This is a genomic window from Pinisolibacter sp. DMC19 (assembly GCF_056313985.1).
Map to the genome: position 1 here is coordinate 1 of NZ_JBQUZF010000014.1, position 14,304 is coordinate 14,304.

At 69.7% G+C, this 14,304-nt stretch carries 14 protein-coding genes, 1 tRNA gene and 1 pseudogene; 7 read left to right on the top strand and 9 right to left on the bottom strand.

Annotated elements, in window-relative coordinates:
• Window positions 1–77 (top strand) — tRNA-Met (locus ACT53U_RS19445).
• A gap of 174 nt (window positions 78–251) precedes the next feature.
• Here the strand turns inward: ACT53U_RS19445 and ACT53U_RS19450 are convergent.
• Window positions 252–986 carry a PAS domain-containing protein gene (locus tag ACT53U_RS19450; protein WP_476157584.1) on the bottom strand — a complete coding sequence of 245 codons (735 nt, stop codon included), beginning with the start codon at window positions 984–986 and terminating at the stop codon, window positions 252–254.
• A 117-nt stretch (window positions 987–1,103) separates the two neighbouring features.
• Between ACT53U_RS19450 and ACT53U_RS19455 the strand changes: the two genes are divergently transcribed.
• Both ACT53U_RS19455 and ACT53U_RS19460 read left to right on the top strand, forming a co-directional pair.
• Window positions 1,104–2,030 carry a 4-hydroxyproline epimerase gene (locus ACT53U_RS19455; protein ID WP_476157586.1) on the top strand — a complete coding sequence of 309 codons (927 nt, stop codon included), beginning with the start codon at window positions 1,104–1,106 and terminating at the stop codon, window positions 2,028–2,030.
• 4 nt (window positions 2,031–2,034) lie between these two features.
• Window positions 2,035–3,264, top strand: a complete 1,230-nt coding sequence (locus ACT53U_RS19460) for an NAD(P)/FAD-dependent oxidoreductase (RefSeq protein ID WP_476157588.1) — start codon at window positions 2,035–2,037, stop codon at window positions 3,262–3,264.
• Window positions 3,265–3,361: 97 nt separating this feature from the next.
• Here the strand turns inward: ACT53U_RS19460 and ACT53U_RS19465 are convergent, their stop codons facing one another.
• The 4 genes from ACT53U_RS19465 to ACT53U_RS19480 form a co-directional block, all read right to left on the bottom strand.
• Window positions 3,362–4,084 carry an amino acid ABC transporter ATP-binding protein gene (locus ACT53U_RS19465; RefSeq protein WP_476157590.1) on the bottom strand — a complete coding sequence of 241 codons (723 nt, stop codon included), beginning with the start codon at window positions 4,082–4,084 and terminating at the stop codon, window positions 3,362–3,364.
• A complete protein-coding gene (locus tag ACT53U_RS19470; protein ID WP_476157591.1) occupies window positions 4,081–4,731 on the bottom strand; it encodes an amino acid ABC transporter permease in 651 nt (216 codons plus the stop codon). Before ACT53U_RS19470 ends, ACT53U_RS19465 begins: the two co-directional genes overlap by 4 nt.
• Before the next feature lie 11 nt (window positions 4,732–4,742).
• Window positions 4,743–5,405 carry an amino acid ABC transporter permease gene (locus tag ACT53U_RS19475; protein ID WP_476139309.1) on the bottom strand — a complete coding sequence of 221 codons (663 nt, stop codon included), beginning with the start codon at window positions 5,403–5,405 and terminating at the stop codon, window positions 4,743–4,745.
• A gap of 115 nt (window positions 5,406–5,520) precedes the next feature.
• Window positions 5,521–6,342 carry an ABC transporter substrate-binding protein gene (locus tag ACT53U_RS19480; protein ID WP_476139311.1) on the bottom strand — a complete coding sequence of 274 codons (822 nt, stop codon included), beginning with the start codon at window positions 6,340–6,342 and terminating at the stop codon, window positions 5,521–5,523.
• Window positions 6,343–6,530: 188 nt separating this feature from the next.
• Between ACT53U_RS19480 and ACT53U_RS19485 the strand changes: the two genes are divergently transcribed.
• The 3 genes from ACT53U_RS19485 to ACT53U_RS19495 all read left to right on the top strand — a co-directional run bounded on the left by ACT53U_RS19485 (window position 6,531) and on the right by ACT53U_RS19495 (window position 9,089).
• Window positions 6,531–7,199: a GntR family transcriptional regulator gene (locus tag ACT53U_RS19485; RefSeq protein ID WP_476157593.1), complete on the top strand. Its 669-nt coding sequence runs from the start codon at window positions 6,531–6,533 to the stop codon at window positions 7,197–7,199.
• 56 nt (window positions 7,200–7,255) lie between these two features.
• The gene (locus ACT53U_RS19490) at window positions 7,256–7,960 is read left to right on the top strand and encodes a GntR family transcriptional regulator (protein ID WP_476157595.1); all 705 of its coding nucleotides are present in this window, start codon (window positions 7,256–7,258) and stop codon (window positions 7,958–7,960) included.
• Between the two features lie 166 nt (window positions 7,961–8,126).
• Window positions 8,127–9,089 (top strand): dihydrodipicolinate synthase family protein, encoded by a 963-nt coding sequence (locus ACT53U_RS19495; RefSeq protein WP_476157597.1) that lies wholly within the window; start codon window positions 8,127–8,129, stop codon window positions 9,087–9,089.
• 251 nt (window positions 9,090–9,340) lie between these two features.
• Here the strand turns inward: ACT53U_RS19495 and ACT53U_RS19500 are convergent, their stop codons facing one another.
• Window positions 9,341–10,375 carry an Ldh family oxidoreductase gene (locus tag ACT53U_RS19500; RefSeq protein WP_476157599.1) on the bottom strand — a complete coding sequence of 345 codons (1,035 nt, stop codon included), beginning with the start codon at window positions 10,373–10,375 and terminating at the stop codon, window positions 9,341–9,343.
• Between the two features lie 116 nt (window positions 10,376–10,491).
• On the opposite strand from ACT53U_RS19500, the gene ACT53U_RS19505 reads away from it, so the two are divergent.
• Window positions 10,492–12,009, top strand: coding sequence for an aldehyde dehydrogenase (NADP(+)) (locus tag ACT53U_RS19505; protein WP_476157601.1), 1,518 nt, complete (start codon window positions 10,492–10,494; stop codon window positions 12,007–12,009).
• A 47-nt stretch (window positions 12,010–12,056) separates the two neighbouring features.
• Here ACT53U_RS19505 and ACT53U_RS19510 read toward each other — a convergent pair whose 3' ends face one another.
• From ACT53U_RS19510 to ACT53U_RS19520, 3 genes and pseudogenes are all read right to left on the bottom strand, one after another.
• A complete protein-coding gene (locus ACT53U_RS19510) occupies window positions 12,057–13,169 on the bottom strand; it encodes a protein-glutamate methylesterase/protein-glutamine glutaminase (protein WP_476157603.1) in 1,113 nt (370 codons plus the stop codon).
• Between the two features lie 4 nt (window positions 13,170–13,173).
• Entirely contained in the window at window positions 13,174–14,073 is a 900-nt protein-coding gene (locus ACT53U_RS19515) for a CheR family methyltransferase (protein WP_476157605.1), read from the bottom strand.
• Between the two features lie 111 nt (window positions 14,074–14,184).
• Window positions 14,185–14,304 (bottom strand): annotated as a pseudogene (locus ACT53U_RS19520) (chemotaxis protein CheW); the annotation flags it as partial.

Below are 14,304 nucleotides of genomic sequence, written 5' to 3' on the forward strand. Positions count from 1 at the left end.
CGCGGGGTGGAGCAGCCCGGTAGCTCGTCAGGCTCATAACCTGAAGGTCGTCAGTTCAAATCTGGCCCCCGCAACCAAACAAAAAGGCCCCTCCAGGATCGCTCCCGGAGGGGCTTTTCGCGTTCAAGAGGCGAACGGTTGGGGGCGGTCGGCCATCCGCTTCACCCTGCCCGACGGGCAATGGACGCGCGGTGTTCCCGGCTTGGCTCGCGGTGCAGAGCGCGCGGTTCCGTCCCCCCCCGCACGGCGCGTCAGGAGCGGTGGAGCAGCCGGTACTTCAGCGGGCTCAGATGGACCGTCTTGCGGAACTGGCGCGAGAAGGCGGTCTGGTCGGCGTAGCCGCATTCGATGGCGATTTCGCTGATCGGCACCGTCGAATGGCGCAGCCGGTCGCGAGCGTGGTCGATGCGCAGGCGCGTCACCCATTGGCCGGCCGACATGCCGAAGAGCTGGCGGATGCGCTGGTCGAAGCGGAAGGCGGAAAGGCCGGCGCGCGCGGCGAGATCGGCGATCCGGAGCGGCCGGTCGAGATGGGCGCGGGCGTGGGCGAGCGCCTCGGAGAGGGTGCGGGTCTCCTCCGCGCCCTCGGCGCCGGGGCGGACGTCGCGCGACATGCCGAAGAGGCCGACAATCGCCCCGTCGGCGGCGCGCAGCGGCGTCTTCCAGGTGAGGCACCAGCCCTCGCTGCCGTCGGCGTGGAGATGGAGCTCCAGTTCGGCGGTCAGGATGCGGCCCTGTTCGGTGATCGCCCGATCCTGCTCGGCGATGCGGCGGCCGAGGGCGCCGGGGAAGACCTCGTCGGCGGTGCGGCCGATCAGCGCCGCCTTGTCGGTGCGGCCGGTGCGGGTGACCAGCGTCTGGTTCATCGCGGTGTAGCGGCCGTCGCGATCCTTGACGAAGTAGACCGTGTCGGACACCGCGTCGAAGAGATCGTCGGCGGTCAGCGTCTGGGCGAGCGCCAGGGCGATCGAGGAGAGGGGTTCCATGCGTCGGGCTCGCGTCTGTGCCGAATTGCGAATGCGCGGCCGGCTTTCCGCCAAGACGGACCGGGCACGATCGGTCACCATGCTCGGGTGAAATACCATCCCAGGAGAACCGTGCCGATGAAGATCGTCGATTCCCACACCGAAGGCGAGCCGACCCGGCTGGTCGTCGACGGCGGCCCGGATCTGGGCCGGGGACCGCTTTCCGAGCGGCGGCGCATCTTCGCCGAACGTTTCGACCATGTCCGCCGGTTTTCGCTGAACGAGCCGCGCGGTTTCGACGCGATCGTCGGCGCGCTGCTGTGCGAGCCGGTCGATCCGACCTGCGCGGCGGGCCTCATCTTCTACAACAACGCCGGCTATCTCGGCATGTGCGGCCACGGCACCATCGGCGCCGTCGTCACCCTCGCCCACATGGGGCGGATCGGGCCGGGCGTCCACCGCATCGAGACGCCGGTCGGCGTCGTCACGGCAACGCTCGAGGATCGCAACACCGTCTCGATCGACAACGTGCCGGCGCGGCTGCACGCCTCCGGCGTGAGCCTCGAGGTCGAGGGGCTCGGCCGCGTCACCGGCGACGTCGCCTGGGGCGGCAACTGGTTCTTCCTGACCGAGGATGCCCCCTGCGCCCTCGACTATGCCGAGATCCCGCGGCTGACCGCGGCCTCGCGTGCGGTGCGGGCGGCGCTGGTCGCGGCCGGGATCACCGGCGCCGACGGGGCGGAGATCGACCACGTCGAGTTCTTCCAGAAGGGCACGAACGGGGCGAACAGCCGCAACTTCGTGCTCTGCCCGGGCGACGCCTACGACCGTTCGCCCTGCGGCACCGGCACCAGCGCCAAGCTCGCCTGCCTCGCCGCCCACGGCGAACTGGCGCCGGGCGAGTCCTGGGTGCAGGAGAGCATCGTCGGCAGCCGCTTCACCGGCGTCTACCAGCCGGGCGAGGGCGGCACGGTCCGCCCCCGCATCACCGGCCGGGCCTGGGTCACGGCGGAAGCGACGCTGATCCTCGATCCGACCGATCCCTTCCCGCACGGTCTGGGGTGACGTCATGAGCCCTCGTTCGGTCCTGGTCATCGGCGGCGGCATCGTCGGCCTCTCCTCGGCGCTTTCGCTCCTCGACCGCGGTTTCGCGGTGGTCCTCCTCGACGACGCGCCGGAACGGCCGCCGGCCTCCTGGGGCAACGTCGGCCACGTCGCGGTCGAACAGGTCGAGCCGATGGCGTCGTGGCGCATGGCGCTGCAGATGCCGAAGCGGCTGACGATCTTCGGCGGTCCGGTCGGCTTTCCGCCGTCGGCGATCGGAACCTGGCTGCCCTTCGGCCTGCGCCTGCTCGCCGCCGGATCGCCCGCCCGTTTCGCCCGCGGCAAGCGGGCGCTCGGCGGGCTCCTCGCCCCGGCACTGGCGGCGTGGCGGCGGCGGGCGGCGGCGATCGGGGCGCCCGATCTGCTGCGCGAGACCGGCCACATCGTCGCCTGGGAGAGCGGCGCCTCGGCGGAACGCGGCCGCCGCGCCCTCGCCCGGCCGGCCTCCGACGCCGTCTCCTGCCACGACCTTCCCCCCGAGCAGCGCGCTCGCCTCGTCGGAGCGGTCGCCCGGCCGATCGTCGACGCGATGCGTTACGAGGGAACGGCGAGCGTCGCCGATCCCGGCGCGGTGCTGGAGGCGATGCGAAAGGCCTTCGTCGCCGCCGGCGGGCGGATCGAGACCGGCGTCGCCGGCCCCGAGACGATCGCGCGAGCGGGCACCGATCTCGTCGTCGTCACCGCCGGCGTGCGCTCGGCCGAGCTGATGGTGCCGCTCGGTCACCGCGTGCCGATCGTCGCCGAGCGCGGCTATCACATCCAGTCGGCCTCGGCGCGCTGGCGCTGGCCGAGCGATCTGCCGCCGGTGGTGTTCGAGGATCGCGCGGTGGTGGTCTCGGGCTTCTCCTCCGGCGTCCGGGCGACGAGTTTCGTCGAGTTCTCGCGCCACGACGCGCCGCCCGATCCGCGCAAGTGGGACCGCCTGCGCCATCACGTCGCCGAACTCGGCATCCCCTTCGGCGACGATGTCACCACCTGGTGGGGCTCGCGGCCGACGCTGCCGGACTATCTGCCGGCGATCGGCCGCAGCACGAAGGATGCCCGCGTGCTCTATGCCTTCGGCCACCAGCATCTGGGGCTGACGCTCGGCCCGATCACCGGCGAGATCGTCGCGCAGCTCGCGACCGACGAGGCGCCGGCGGTCGATCTCTCGGCCTTCGCGGTCGAGCGCTTCGATCGCGGCTTCTTCGGCTGACGACGGCGCGACGCCTGGTGAAAACGGTTCGGGCGGCATCTCGCGATGCCGCCCGATCGGTTTCGGTCCCGGGAAGACCGGGGGGGAAGCTGGAACGTCAGAGCACCGACTTCAGGAACTCGATCGTCTCGGGTTCGCGCGGCTCGCCGATCACCTGATCGGGATGGCCGACCTCGAGGATCTTGCCCTTGTGGAAGAAGGCGACCCGGTCGGAGACGTCGCGGGCGAAGCGGATCTCGTGGGTGACGACGATCATCGTCATGCCTTCCGACGACAGCATGCGCAGCGTGTCGAGCACCTCACCCACGAGCTGCGGATCGAGGGCCGAGGTCACCTCGTCGAACAGCATGTAGTCGGGCGACATGGCGAGCGCGCGGGCGATCGCCATGCGCTGCTGCTGGCCGCCGGAGAGCTTCGAGGGGAAGACCGTCAGCTTCTCGCCGAGACCGACGTGGCGCAGCTGCTGCACCGCGATCTCCTCCGCCTCGACCTTCGACTTGCCGAGCACCTTGCGCGGCGCCAGCATGACGTTCTCGAGCACGGTCAGATGCGGGAAGGCGTTCCACTGCTGGAAGACGATACCGATCTTGCGGCGGAGCTTGTCGAGATTGGTCTTCTTGTCGTGGACGTCGACGCCGTCGACCAGGATGCGGCCGGAGGCGATCGGCTCGAGGCCGTTGATGCACATCAGCATCGTCGACTTGCCCGAGCCCGAGCCGCCGATCACCGAGACCACTTCGCCGCGGTCGACGGTCATCGAGACGCCCTTCAGAACCTCGAGCGGGCCGAAGGATTTGTGGATGTCCTGAATCTCGATCATTGATTGCGCCATCCGTTTTCGAGACGCGCGCCGAGGCGAGCGATCGGGAAGCTCATGAGGAAGTAGATCGCCCCGGCGATCGACAGGACCAGCAGCGGTTCCTGGAGGCGGGTGACGACGATCTGCGACGAGCGCAGCAGCTCGATGATGCCGATCCACAGCACGAGCGAGCAGTCCTTCATCACGCCGAGCGTCAGGCCGATCCAGTTGGGCAGGGCGACGCGCAGCGCGATCGGGAAGACGATGTGGCGCAGGTCCTGGATGGCCGTCAGCCCGAGCGACCGCGCGGCGCGCCGGGTCGTCGCCGGCACCGACAGCACGCCGGCGCGCACGATCTCGGTGCAATAGGCGGCGGTGTAGAGCGCCAGCACGATGCAGGCGATGGTGAAGGTGCTCGCCTGCAGGCCGATCATCGGCTTGAAGGCATTGGCCAGCACGAACTGGATCAGCAGCGGCACCGAGCGGAAGACGTCGAGGACGAGGCCGAGCGCTGCGCCGACCCACCACGGGGCGGAGGCGCGGAGGAGGCCGAAGACGACGCCGAGCAACGTGCCGCCGAGAACCGCCCAGAAGGTGAGGGCGAGGGTGACGCCGGCGCCCTTCAGCATGAAGACGAGTTCGTTGAGCCCGAAGGAGGTTTCGAACATTCCGGTCTCCCTCAGTAGCGGAACAGGCGCCAGGCGGCGAGGCGGGCGGCGAGCGTCACCGCCTTGGCGAGGCCGTAGTAGATCGCCGCGGCGAGGGCGAAATACTCGAAGGTGCGGAACGACTTGACGTTGAGCTGCTGGGTCACGCCGGTGAGGTCGTCGTTGAGGCCGACGACGACGCCGAGCGAGGTCATCAGGATCGCCCAGACCATCTGGTTGGTCAGCGGATGGAAGACGACACGGAAGAGCTGCGGCAGCACGATCAGCCGGAAGGTCTGGAACGCGCCCATGCCGAGCGAGCGGGCGGCGCGCACCTGCGTCTCCGGCACGGCGCGCAGGCCACCGCGGAGCGTCTCGGCGAGATAACCGGCGTTGTTGAAGGTGAGACCCGCCAAGAGCGCCGGCATGGAATCGAGATGGAGCCCGAGCGAGCCGAGGCCGAAATAGGCCATGTAGACCTGGAAGAGGCTCGGCGTGTTGCGCGCGACCTCGACCCAGGTCACGGCGATCGCCCGCAGCGCGCGATGACGCGAGCCGCTCGCCACGGCGAGGAGGATGGCGAAGACGGTGCCGAGCAGCATCGACACGGCCGCGACCTCGAGCGTGACCAGTGCGCCGGCCAGCATGTCGGGCAGGGCGCGGAAGGCCGGCAACCAGTGGAACGTATAGTTCATCGCGACCCCGTCGAGCATGGCGCGGCCGCGTGGCGGCCGGCCGAGGAGCGGGCGCTTGCGCCCGACCGATCATGTGGAGCGGGGAGGGCGGCGCGCGCCCTCCCGGAGGCGAGGCTCAGCGATAGACGCCGGGGACGGTCAGGTTCGGCGCGTCGCCGAGGCCGACCCACTTGTCCCAGAGTTCCTTGTAGCGGCCGGTGCGGACCTGCTGGTTCACGAACAGGTTCAGATAGTTGATGAAGCCCTGGTCCTGCCGCAGCGCGATCAGCGAGACGTAGTCCGTCACGTAGGGCGCGGTGCCGGTCATGACGAAGCCCTTGTACTTGCCTTCCTTGATGATCGCGGCGGCGACGGTCGAGGTGACGACGGTCGCTTCGATCTGGCCCTGCGAGAGGGCGAGGAAGACGTCGGCCTGGGTCTGGTAGCCGCGGAACGAGCCCTTGGCATCGGCCCACTTCTTGACGTCGGCCTCGAGGGCGAGCGCTTCGAAGGTGCCGGAGACCGAGCCGGTCTTGCGGCCCTTGAGCTGGTCGTAGGTGGCGAGGCCGAGGCCGTCCTTGGTCAGGATGACCATCTGGAAGGCGAAATAGGGGATCGAGAAGCCGACCGTCTTGGCGCGCTCGAGCGTGTCGGAGGTCGAGGCGACGCCGACGTCGACGCGGCCGGAGACGAGGGCGGGGATGCGATCGGGGAAGGGCGTCTCGACGATCTCGGCCTTCACGCCGAGCGCCTTGGCGAGGTCGTTGCAATAGTCGACGTCGAAGCCGATCGGCTCGTTGGCCGCATTGCGCGAGCCCATCGGCGGGAAGTCGAGAACGGCGGCGCAGCGCAGCTTGCCGGAGGCGATGATGTCGTCGAGCTTGTCGGCCTTGGCCGGTCCGACGGTGGCGAGCGCGAAGCACGCGAGGCTCGCGAAGAGGCCGAGGCCCTTTTTCATGCTCATTCCAATCCCTCCTAAACGGATATCCGATCGCGGATCCGATCCATGACGACCTCAGGCTTTCAGAATTGGATCCAATATTCAATACACAAAATTGGGCACGAATTGCCCAATCGCGCATCACGGGCTGGACAGACACGCGACCCGTGCCGAAAATCGGATTTCGTTTGGAAGGCGAGAGCGAGATGCAGATCAGAGCCCAGGACCTGGCCCAGTTGGCGTCGCCGGCGGACGTGATCTTCGACGCGTTGCGCGAGGGGATCACCGACGGCACCCTGGCCGAGGGCGAGGTTCTCCGGCAGGACAACATCGCGCGGATGTTCAACGTCAGCCGCATCCCGGTGCGCGAGGCGCTGACCCGGCTCGAGGAGCAGGGGCTCGTCACCACGCAGCGCTATCGCGGCGCCGTCGTCGCCTCGCTGTCGCTCGACGAGATCGAGGAGATCTTCGAGTTCCGCTCGCTGATCGAGCCGGAGGTGGTGCGCCACTCGGTGGGCGTCGCCTCGCAGGAGTCGCTCGACCTCGCCCGCGACTACGCCGACCGCTTCGGCCACGAGGAGGACCCGAAGAACTGGGGCCACCTCAATCGCCAGCTCCACTACATGCTCTATCGCGACTGCGGCCGGCCCTATTTCCTGCAGGTGGTCGATTCTGCGCTGAACCGGATCGAGCGCTACCAGCGGCTCCAGCTGACGCTGACCTCGGGCATGGACCGGGCGCGGCGCGAGCATCAGGCGATCGTCGAGGCCTGCGTCGCGCGCGACGCCGATCTGGCGGCGGAACTGACCCGGGCGCACATCCTGGGAGCGGGGCGGTCGCTGCTCGACTTCCTCGAAGGGGTCCGCAAGGGCTGAAGCGGTCGTGTTTTGACGATTCCGGCCGAGCGATCGGCCGTTGGTGGGGCGATACGATGAAGGACAGGACGGATGGCGCGCCGGTCGAACGGCGACGCGGCGAGGGCGTGAAGCTCGTCTACGACATCCTGCGCGACGAGATCCTCGACCTGGTGCTGCCGCCGGGCGCTCCGATCGACGAGATCCAGCTCGCCGAGCGGCTGTCGATGTCGCGCACGCCGATCCGCGAGGCGCTGGTGAGGCTCGCCGGCGAGGGGCTGGTGACGACGCTGCCCAACCGCTCGACGGTCGTCTCCAACATCGACTTCCTCAACCTGCACACGTTCTTCGACGCGATGACGCTGATGTACCGCGTCACCACGCGGCTCGCCGCCGAACATCACCGGCCGGGCGATCTCGAGGCGATCCGGGCGCGACAGGCCGACTTCGCCGCCGCCGTCGCCGCCGAGGACGCGCTGGCGATGATCGCCACCAACCGCGACTTCCACGCCACGATCGCCGAGGCGGGGCGCAATCCCTACTATCTCGCGCTGTTCTGCCGGCTGCTCGACGAGGGGCGACGCATCCTCCGGATCTACTACTCGTCCTTCGACGACCGGCTGCCGGCCCGCTACGCCGACGAGCACGACGCCATCATCGAGGCGATCGCGACGCGCGACGTCGCCGCCGCCGACCGGCTGGCGACCGCGCATGCCGACCAGATCGTCCAACAGATCCAGCAGTTGATCGCCCGCGATCGGCGCCAGACCGTGCCGCTCTGAGGGCGTGGGAGGGGGACCGAACGGGCCTTGCAGGGGTGGTCCGCGTCGGCGAGATCTTGTCGACAACAAAAATACAATGTATGTCTCCACCCAGATCAGGTCGGTGGCCGGGCGTCCGACGCCCGCTCTCGACCGTCCCTCGTGGCGGGAAACCAAGGAGCCCCCGATGACGTCCAACATCTTCACAGGTTGCATTCCCGCCCTGATGACGCCGTGCAAGGCCGACCGCACGCCGGACTTCGACGCGCTGGTGCGCAAGGGCGAAGAGCTGATGGCGGCCGGCATGTCGGCGGTGGTCTATTGCGGTTCGATGGGCGACTGGCCGCTCCTCACCGACGCGCAGCGCATGGAAGGCGTGGCGCGGCTCACGGCCGCCGGCATTCCGGTGGTCGTCGGCACCGGCGCGATCAACACCGCCTCGGCCGTGGCGATCGCCGCCCATGCCCAGAAGGTCGGAGCCAAGGGCCTGATGGTCATCCCGCGCGTTCTGTCGCGCGGATCGTCGATCGCGGCGCAGCGCGCCCACTTCAAGGCGATCCTCTCGGCGGCGCCCGACCTGCCGGCGGTGATCTACAACAGCCCCTACTACGGCTTCGCCACCCGCGCCGATCTCTTTTTCGCACTGCGTGCCGAGCATCCCAATCTGGTCGGCTTCAAGGAGTTCGGCGGCCCGGCCGACATGAGCTACGCGGCCGAAAACATCACCAGCGGCGGCGACGGCGTGACGCTGATGATCGGCGTCGACACCGCGGTCTTCCACGGCTTCGTCAACTGCGGCGCCACCGGTTCGATCACCGGCATCGGCAACGTGCTGCCGAAGGAAGTGCTGCACCTGACGGCGCTGGCCCAGGCCGCCGCCAAGGGCGATGCCGACGCCCGCGTCCGCGCCCAGGAGCTGGAGGCGGCGATGAAGGTGCTCTCGACCTTCGACGAGGGGCCGGATCTGGTGTTGTTCTTCAAGTACATGATGGTGCTGAAGGGCAACCCGGAATACACGCTGCACTTCAACGAGACCGACGCCCTGACGGCGAGCCAGCGCGGCTTCGTCGAGACCCAGCTGGCGCTGTTCGAGACCTGGTACGCCGACTGGTCGAAGCTCCCCGGCGCGGTGCAGACCTACCGCCCGTGAGGCGAGCGGGCGGCGCGGTCCTCATGAAGGCCGGTCGGTCCCGCTCCCTGTTCGGCTTCACCCTGAGGTGCCCGGCAGAGCCGGGCCTCGAAGGGCGAAGCCACGACGGGCCGGCCCTTCGCGCTTCGAGGCCCGACCTGCGGCCGGGCACCTCAGCATGAAGGGCCTCTGCACGAGGTCGAATGGTCGAAATCTCTCGCGTTCGGTTCGAAGGCCCGCCCTCCGGCGGGCCTTTTCTTTTCGTGGCCGCCTCAGCCGAGCGCGGCGAGGCCGAGCGTCTCGAAGCGGTGGAGCTGGGCGGCCTCCGCGGGCGTGAGGGTGATGCCGTCCTTCGCCGCCTTGGCGCGGGCGGCGTAGCGGCGCTGCGATGGCAACCGCGCGCCCTGGCCGACGATCGCCTCGAACAGCGCTTCGGCGCGGGCGAAGGGATCGCCCGGCCGGCCGGCGGCGAAGCGTTCGGGCGAGAAGGCGAGGATCAGCTCGCCGTGGCCGGGCGCGAGCGTCGTCGTGCCGAGGCGGTCGAGGGCGCCGCGGCTGTCGAGATCGCCGATCATCACGCCGGCCAGAAGCTCGATCATCGTCGAGATCGCCGAACCCTTGTGGCCGCCGAAGGGCAGCATGGCGCCGGCGAGCGCCTGCGTCGGATCGGAGGTCGGCCGACCCTCGGCGTCGATCGCCCAGCCCTCGGGCAGGGCCTCGCCGGCGCGGCGGCGCAGCTCGATCTCGCCGCGGGCGGCGACCGAGGTGGCGAAGTCGAAGACATACGGGTTCGTGTCCGGCCGCGGCCAGCCGAAGGCGAGCGGGTTGGTGCCGAGCAGCGGCCGGTCGCCGCCGGTCACCGCCACCGTCGCATAGCTCGGGCACATCGCCAGCGCCGCGACGCCGCGCTCGGTCAGTGCCTCGACCTCGGGCCACAGGGCCGAAAAGTGCGTGCAGTCGTTGATCACCAGCGCCGCGAGACCGAGGGCCTTGGCGCGTTCGGCGAGGAGGGCCGCGCCGCGCTCGAAGGCTAGGCAGGAGAAGCCGCCGCCGGCCTCGACCCGGATCACCGCCGATCCGTCGTCGCGGACGACCGGATCGGCATCGGGCACGACCTTGCCGGCGGCGAGCGTCTTCAGACAGCCCTCGATGCGATAGAGCCCGTGCGACTTGCAGCCGTCGCGCTCGCCGGCGGCGATGACGCGGGCGACCGCGCGCGCCTGATCGGGCGAGAGCCCGGCCTCGACGAAGACCGCGGCGATGCGCTCGCCCAGGGTCTCGATGCTGACGATCTCGACGTCGCTCATCGCTCTCTCGCTCCTTCGCGTGACTTGTGATTTTGCATACATACTGTATTTGTTTTGTCGTCAACGCACCTCGGCATTTTCGCCGATCGCGCCGCCCCGCGCACCGGAGAACGATCATGGCATTCACACCACACGGCAGGCACCTCGTCGCGGGCGAATGGGTCGATGGCGACGCGCATTTCGTCTCCACCCCGGCGCATGGCCCGGCGCATCTCTTCTCGGCCGGCACGACGGCGATCGTCGATCGCGCCTGCGAGGCGGCGGAAGAGGCGTTCTGGGTCTGGTCGGCGACGTCGCGGGCCGATCGCGCCGCCTTCCTCGAGGCGATCGCCGAAGAGATCGAGGCGCGCGGTGCGGCGATCACCGAGATCGGCACGCAGGAGACCGGCCTGCCTGCCGGCCGGCTCGAGGGCGAACGCGGCCGCACCGTCGGCCAGCTCCGTCTCTTCGCTGCCCACATCCGTGACGGCAAGCACCTCGATCGCCGTCACGACCGGGCGCTGCCGGATCGTCAGCCCGCGCCGCGGCCGGAGATCCGCCTCGTCCAGCGGCCGATCGGCCCGGTAGCGGTCTTCGGCGCCTCGAACTTCCCGCTCGCCTTCTCGACCGCCGGCGGTGACACCGCGGCGGCGCTGGCGGCCGGTTGCCCGGTGGTGGTGAAGGGCCATTCGGCCCATCCCGGCACCGGCGAGATCGTCGCCGAGGCGATCCATGCGGCGATCCTCCGCTGTCGCGTACCGGCCGGCGTGTTCTCGCTGGTCCAGGGCGGGGCGCGTGCCGTCGGCGAGGCGCTGGTCACCCATCCGCGCATCAAGGCGGTCGGCTTCACCGGTTCGCTCGCCGGTGGACGGGCGCTCTTCGACCTCTGTGCCGCACGGCCCGAGCCGATCCCCTTCTTCGGCGAGCTCGGCAGCGTCAATCCGATGTTCCTCATGCCGGCGGCGCTCGCCGCCCGGGCCGAGGCGCTGGGTGCCGGCTGGGCGGGATCGCTGACGCTCGGCGCCGGCCAGTTCTGCACCAATCCCGGCATCGCCGTGGTGATCGACGGCCCCGACGCCGATCGCTTCGTCGCCGCGACCTCCGCGGCGCTGGCCGAGGTCGCGCCGCAGACCATGCTGACCGACGGCATCGCCGCCGCCTATCGCGCGGGACGTGCCCGTATCGCGGCGGCCGAGGGCGTCGCAACCGTGGTCGCGACCGAGGCGGAGGGGAGGGCGGCGTCGCCGCAGCTCTTCGAGACCACCGGTGCGGTCTTCGCCGCCGATCACGGCCTGCAGGACGAAGTCTTCGGCCCGCTCGGCCTCGTCGTCCGGGTCGGGTCGCTCGCCGAGATGCGCGACGTCGCCCTCGGTTTCGCAGGTCAGCTCACCGCGACGCTGCACATGGACGATGCCGATCTCGCCGCGGCGCGGTCGCTCTTGCCGATCCTCGAGCGCAAGGCCGGTCGCATCCTCGTCGACGGTTTCCCGACCGGCGTCGAGGTGGTCGATTCGATGGTGCACGGCGGCCCCTGGCCGGCTAGCTCCAACTTCGGGGCGACCAGCGTCGGCACGCTGTCGATCCGGCGTTTCCTGCGTCCCGTCGCCTATCAGAACTTCCCCGAGAGGCTCCTGCCCGACGACCTGATCGCCTGATCACTGCCCGCGACGCCTCGGGAATGCGAGGCGTCGCGGGTCCGGTCTCAGGCGCGTTGCTGGGCGATCAGGATCTCGCGGGCGATGTCGTCGAGGGCGACGATGCGGTCGACGCCGCCGAGCTCGATCGCCTCCTTCGGCATGCCGAAGACGACGCAGGTGTCCTCGTTCTGCGCCACCGTGTAGGCGCCGGCCTGCTTCATCTCGAGCATGCCGCGGGCGCCGTCGTCGCCCATGCCGGTCATGATCACGCCGACCGCATTCGGCCCGGCGGCGCGGGCGGCGGAGCGGAACAGCACGTCGACCGAGGGGCGATGGCGCGACACCAACGGTCCGTCGCGCACCGTCACGTGATAGCGGGCGCCGCGGCGCTCGAGCAACGTGTGGCGGCCGCCGGGCGCGATCAGCACGTGGCCGCGCAGGACGGGGTCGCCGTTCTCTGCCTCCTTGACCGAGACCTCGCACAGGCCGTCGAGGCGCTTGGCGAAGGCGGCGGTGAACTTCTCCGGCATGTGCTGGACGATGACGACGCCCGGAGAGTTGGCCGGCAGCGCGACGAGGAAGTCGCGCAACGCCTCGGTACCGCCGGTCGAGGCGCCGACGCAGACGACGATCTCGGTGGTCTTGGCCATGGCGCCGGTGACCGAGGGCCGCGCCGGCGGCAGCACCGCGTCGGCGGAGAGCTTGGGCGCGGGAGCGCCGTATCCGCGCGGGTCCTCGGCCGGGCGCGCCGAACCGACGCGGGGACGGCGGATGCGGGCCTTGGCTGCGCCCTTGACGGTCTCGCAGATCATCATCGCGCTCTCGGCGAGATGGTCGGCGGCACCGATCTTCGGCTTGACGATGATGTCGACGGCGCCGGCCTCGAGCGCCTGCATCAGCGTCTCGGACCCTTCGAGGGTGAGCGACGAACACATCACCACCGGGATCGGATGCTGCGACATCACCTTCTTGAGAAAGGTGATGCCGTCCATGTGCGGCATCTCGACGTCGAGGGTGATGACGTCGGGCACCTCCTCGGCGATGCGCCGGGCGGCGACGTAGGGGTCGGAGGCGACGCCGGTCACCTCGATCTCGGGATCCTGCGACAGGACCTGGGCGAGCGTCTGGCGGACGCTGGCGGAATCGTCGACGATCAGGACGCGTACGGGCTTGGCCATGATCTCAGGTCCTCCGTCGGATCGGTGCCGGACGGGGCGCTCCGTCCGGCAGTTTCTGGAACACGGTATTCGACACGGTCCTCACCGGCAGGTCGAAGCCGGTAATGCTCTCGGAATGGCCGATGAACAGGTAGCCGCCCGGAACGAGATTGTCGCAGAGCCGGTGCAGGACCTGCTTCTGCGTCTCCTTGTCGAAATAGATCAGCACGTTGCGGCAGAAGATCAGGTGCATCGGATCGCCCACCCGATAGGCCTCGTCCATCAGGTTGAGGCGAGCGAAGCCGACATTGGAGCGCAGCGCCGGGGCGATCCGGGCGACCGCCTCGTCATCCCGGCGGGCGACGCGGACGTGGCTCTTGCGCAGGGCGGTCGGCACCGGATCGAGCATCGAGCGTGGATAGATGCCGCGGCGCGCCGTCTCCAACACGTCGGTGGAGAGATCGGTCGCCAGCACGAACCACGAGGTCGGCCGGTGGGCGGCGGCGAATTCGGCCAAGACCATCGCCATCGTGTAGGGCTCGGCGCCGATCGAACAGGCCGAGCTCCAGGCACGGATGGACGTGAGCCCGCGGGCCGCCAGATCCGGCAGGGCCTGTTTGGCGAGAAAGTCGAAATGCGTCGGCTCGCGGAAGAAGTCGGTCTTGTTGGTGGTGACGACGTCGATCAGGAAGATCGCCTCGGCCTCGAGCCCGTCCTCTTCGAAGAGGTAACTGCAATAGTCGGCGAAGGTCTCGTGACCGGTCGCCCTCAGGCGGCGGCGCAGGCGGCCCTCCAGCATCACCTGTTTGCCGGACGGCATCTTGATGCCGCTGTAATCGCTGATGAAGGTGGCGAGGCGCTGGAAATCGCGGGAGGAGAGGCGATCGGCCTCGTCGGAAGATCGGACGGCTGCGGCTCGGCTCACGTCGGTCGTGCTCCCGGTTTGCGTCCGGCGTGGCCGGAGGCGTCGGATTGGCGGGCGGTGGTGCCCCGAGGAGGCGTCGTCGGATCGGTGTCGCGACGACGCCCCCCTCTCTCAGGCGGCCCTCGGGGCGGGCGGCACGGCGGCGAGCGTCGCTATTTCGGTGGACGACAGCAGCCGGGCCAGGTCGATGATCACCACGAAGCCGGTCTCGCGCCGGATCACGCTGGCGAT

Coding starts and splice junctions, on each gene's coding strand:
- ACT53U_RS19450 (WP_476157584.1), bottom strand. CDS start 986: ATGGAACCCCTCTCCTCGATCGCCCTGGCGCTCGCCCAGACGCTGACC.
- ACT53U_RS19455 (WP_476157586.1), top strand. CDS start 1,104: ATGAAGATCGTCGATTCCCACACCGAAGGCGAGCCGACCCGGCTGGTC.
- ACT53U_RS19460 (WP_476157588.1), top strand. CDS start 2,035: ATGAGCCCTCGTTCGGTCCTGGTCATCGGCGGCGGCATCGTCGGCCTC.
- ACT53U_RS19465 (WP_476157590.1), bottom strand. CDS start 4,084: ATGATCGAGATTCAGGACATCCACAAATCCTTCGGCCCGCTCGAGGTT.
- ACT53U_RS19470 (WP_476157591.1), bottom strand. CDS start 4,731: ATGTTCGAAACCTCCTTCGGGCTCAACGAACTCGTCTTCATGCTGAAG.
- ACT53U_RS19475 (WP_476139309.1), bottom strand. CDS start 5,405: ATGAACTATACGTTCCACTGGTTGCCGGCCTTCCGCGCCCTGCCCGAC.
- ACT53U_RS19480 (WP_476139311.1), bottom strand. CDS start 6,342: ATGAAAAAGGGCCTCGGCCTCTTCGCGAGCCTCGCGTGCTTCGCGCTC.
- ACT53U_RS19485 (WP_476157593.1), top strand. CDS start 6,531: ATGCAGATCAGAGCCCAGGACCTGGCCCAGTTGGCGTCGCCGGCGGAC.
- ACT53U_RS19490 (WP_476157595.1), top strand. CDS start 7,256: ATGAAGGACAGGACGGATGGCGCGCCGGTCGAACGGCGACGCGGCGAG.
- ACT53U_RS19495 (WP_476157597.1), top strand. CDS start 8,127: ATGACGTCCAACATCTTCACAGGTTGCATTCCCGCCCTGATGACGCCG.
- ACT53U_RS19500 (WP_476157599.1), bottom strand. CDS start 10,375: ATGAGCGACGTCGAGATCGTCAGCATCGAGACCCTGGGCGAGCGCATC.
- ACT53U_RS19505 (WP_476157601.1), top strand. CDS start 10,492: ATGGCATTCACACCACACGGCAGGCACCTCGTCGCGGGCGAATGGGTC.
- ACT53U_RS19510 (WP_476157603.1), bottom strand. CDS start 13,169: ATGGCCAAGCCCGTACGCGTCCTGATCGTCGACGATTCCGCCAGCGTC.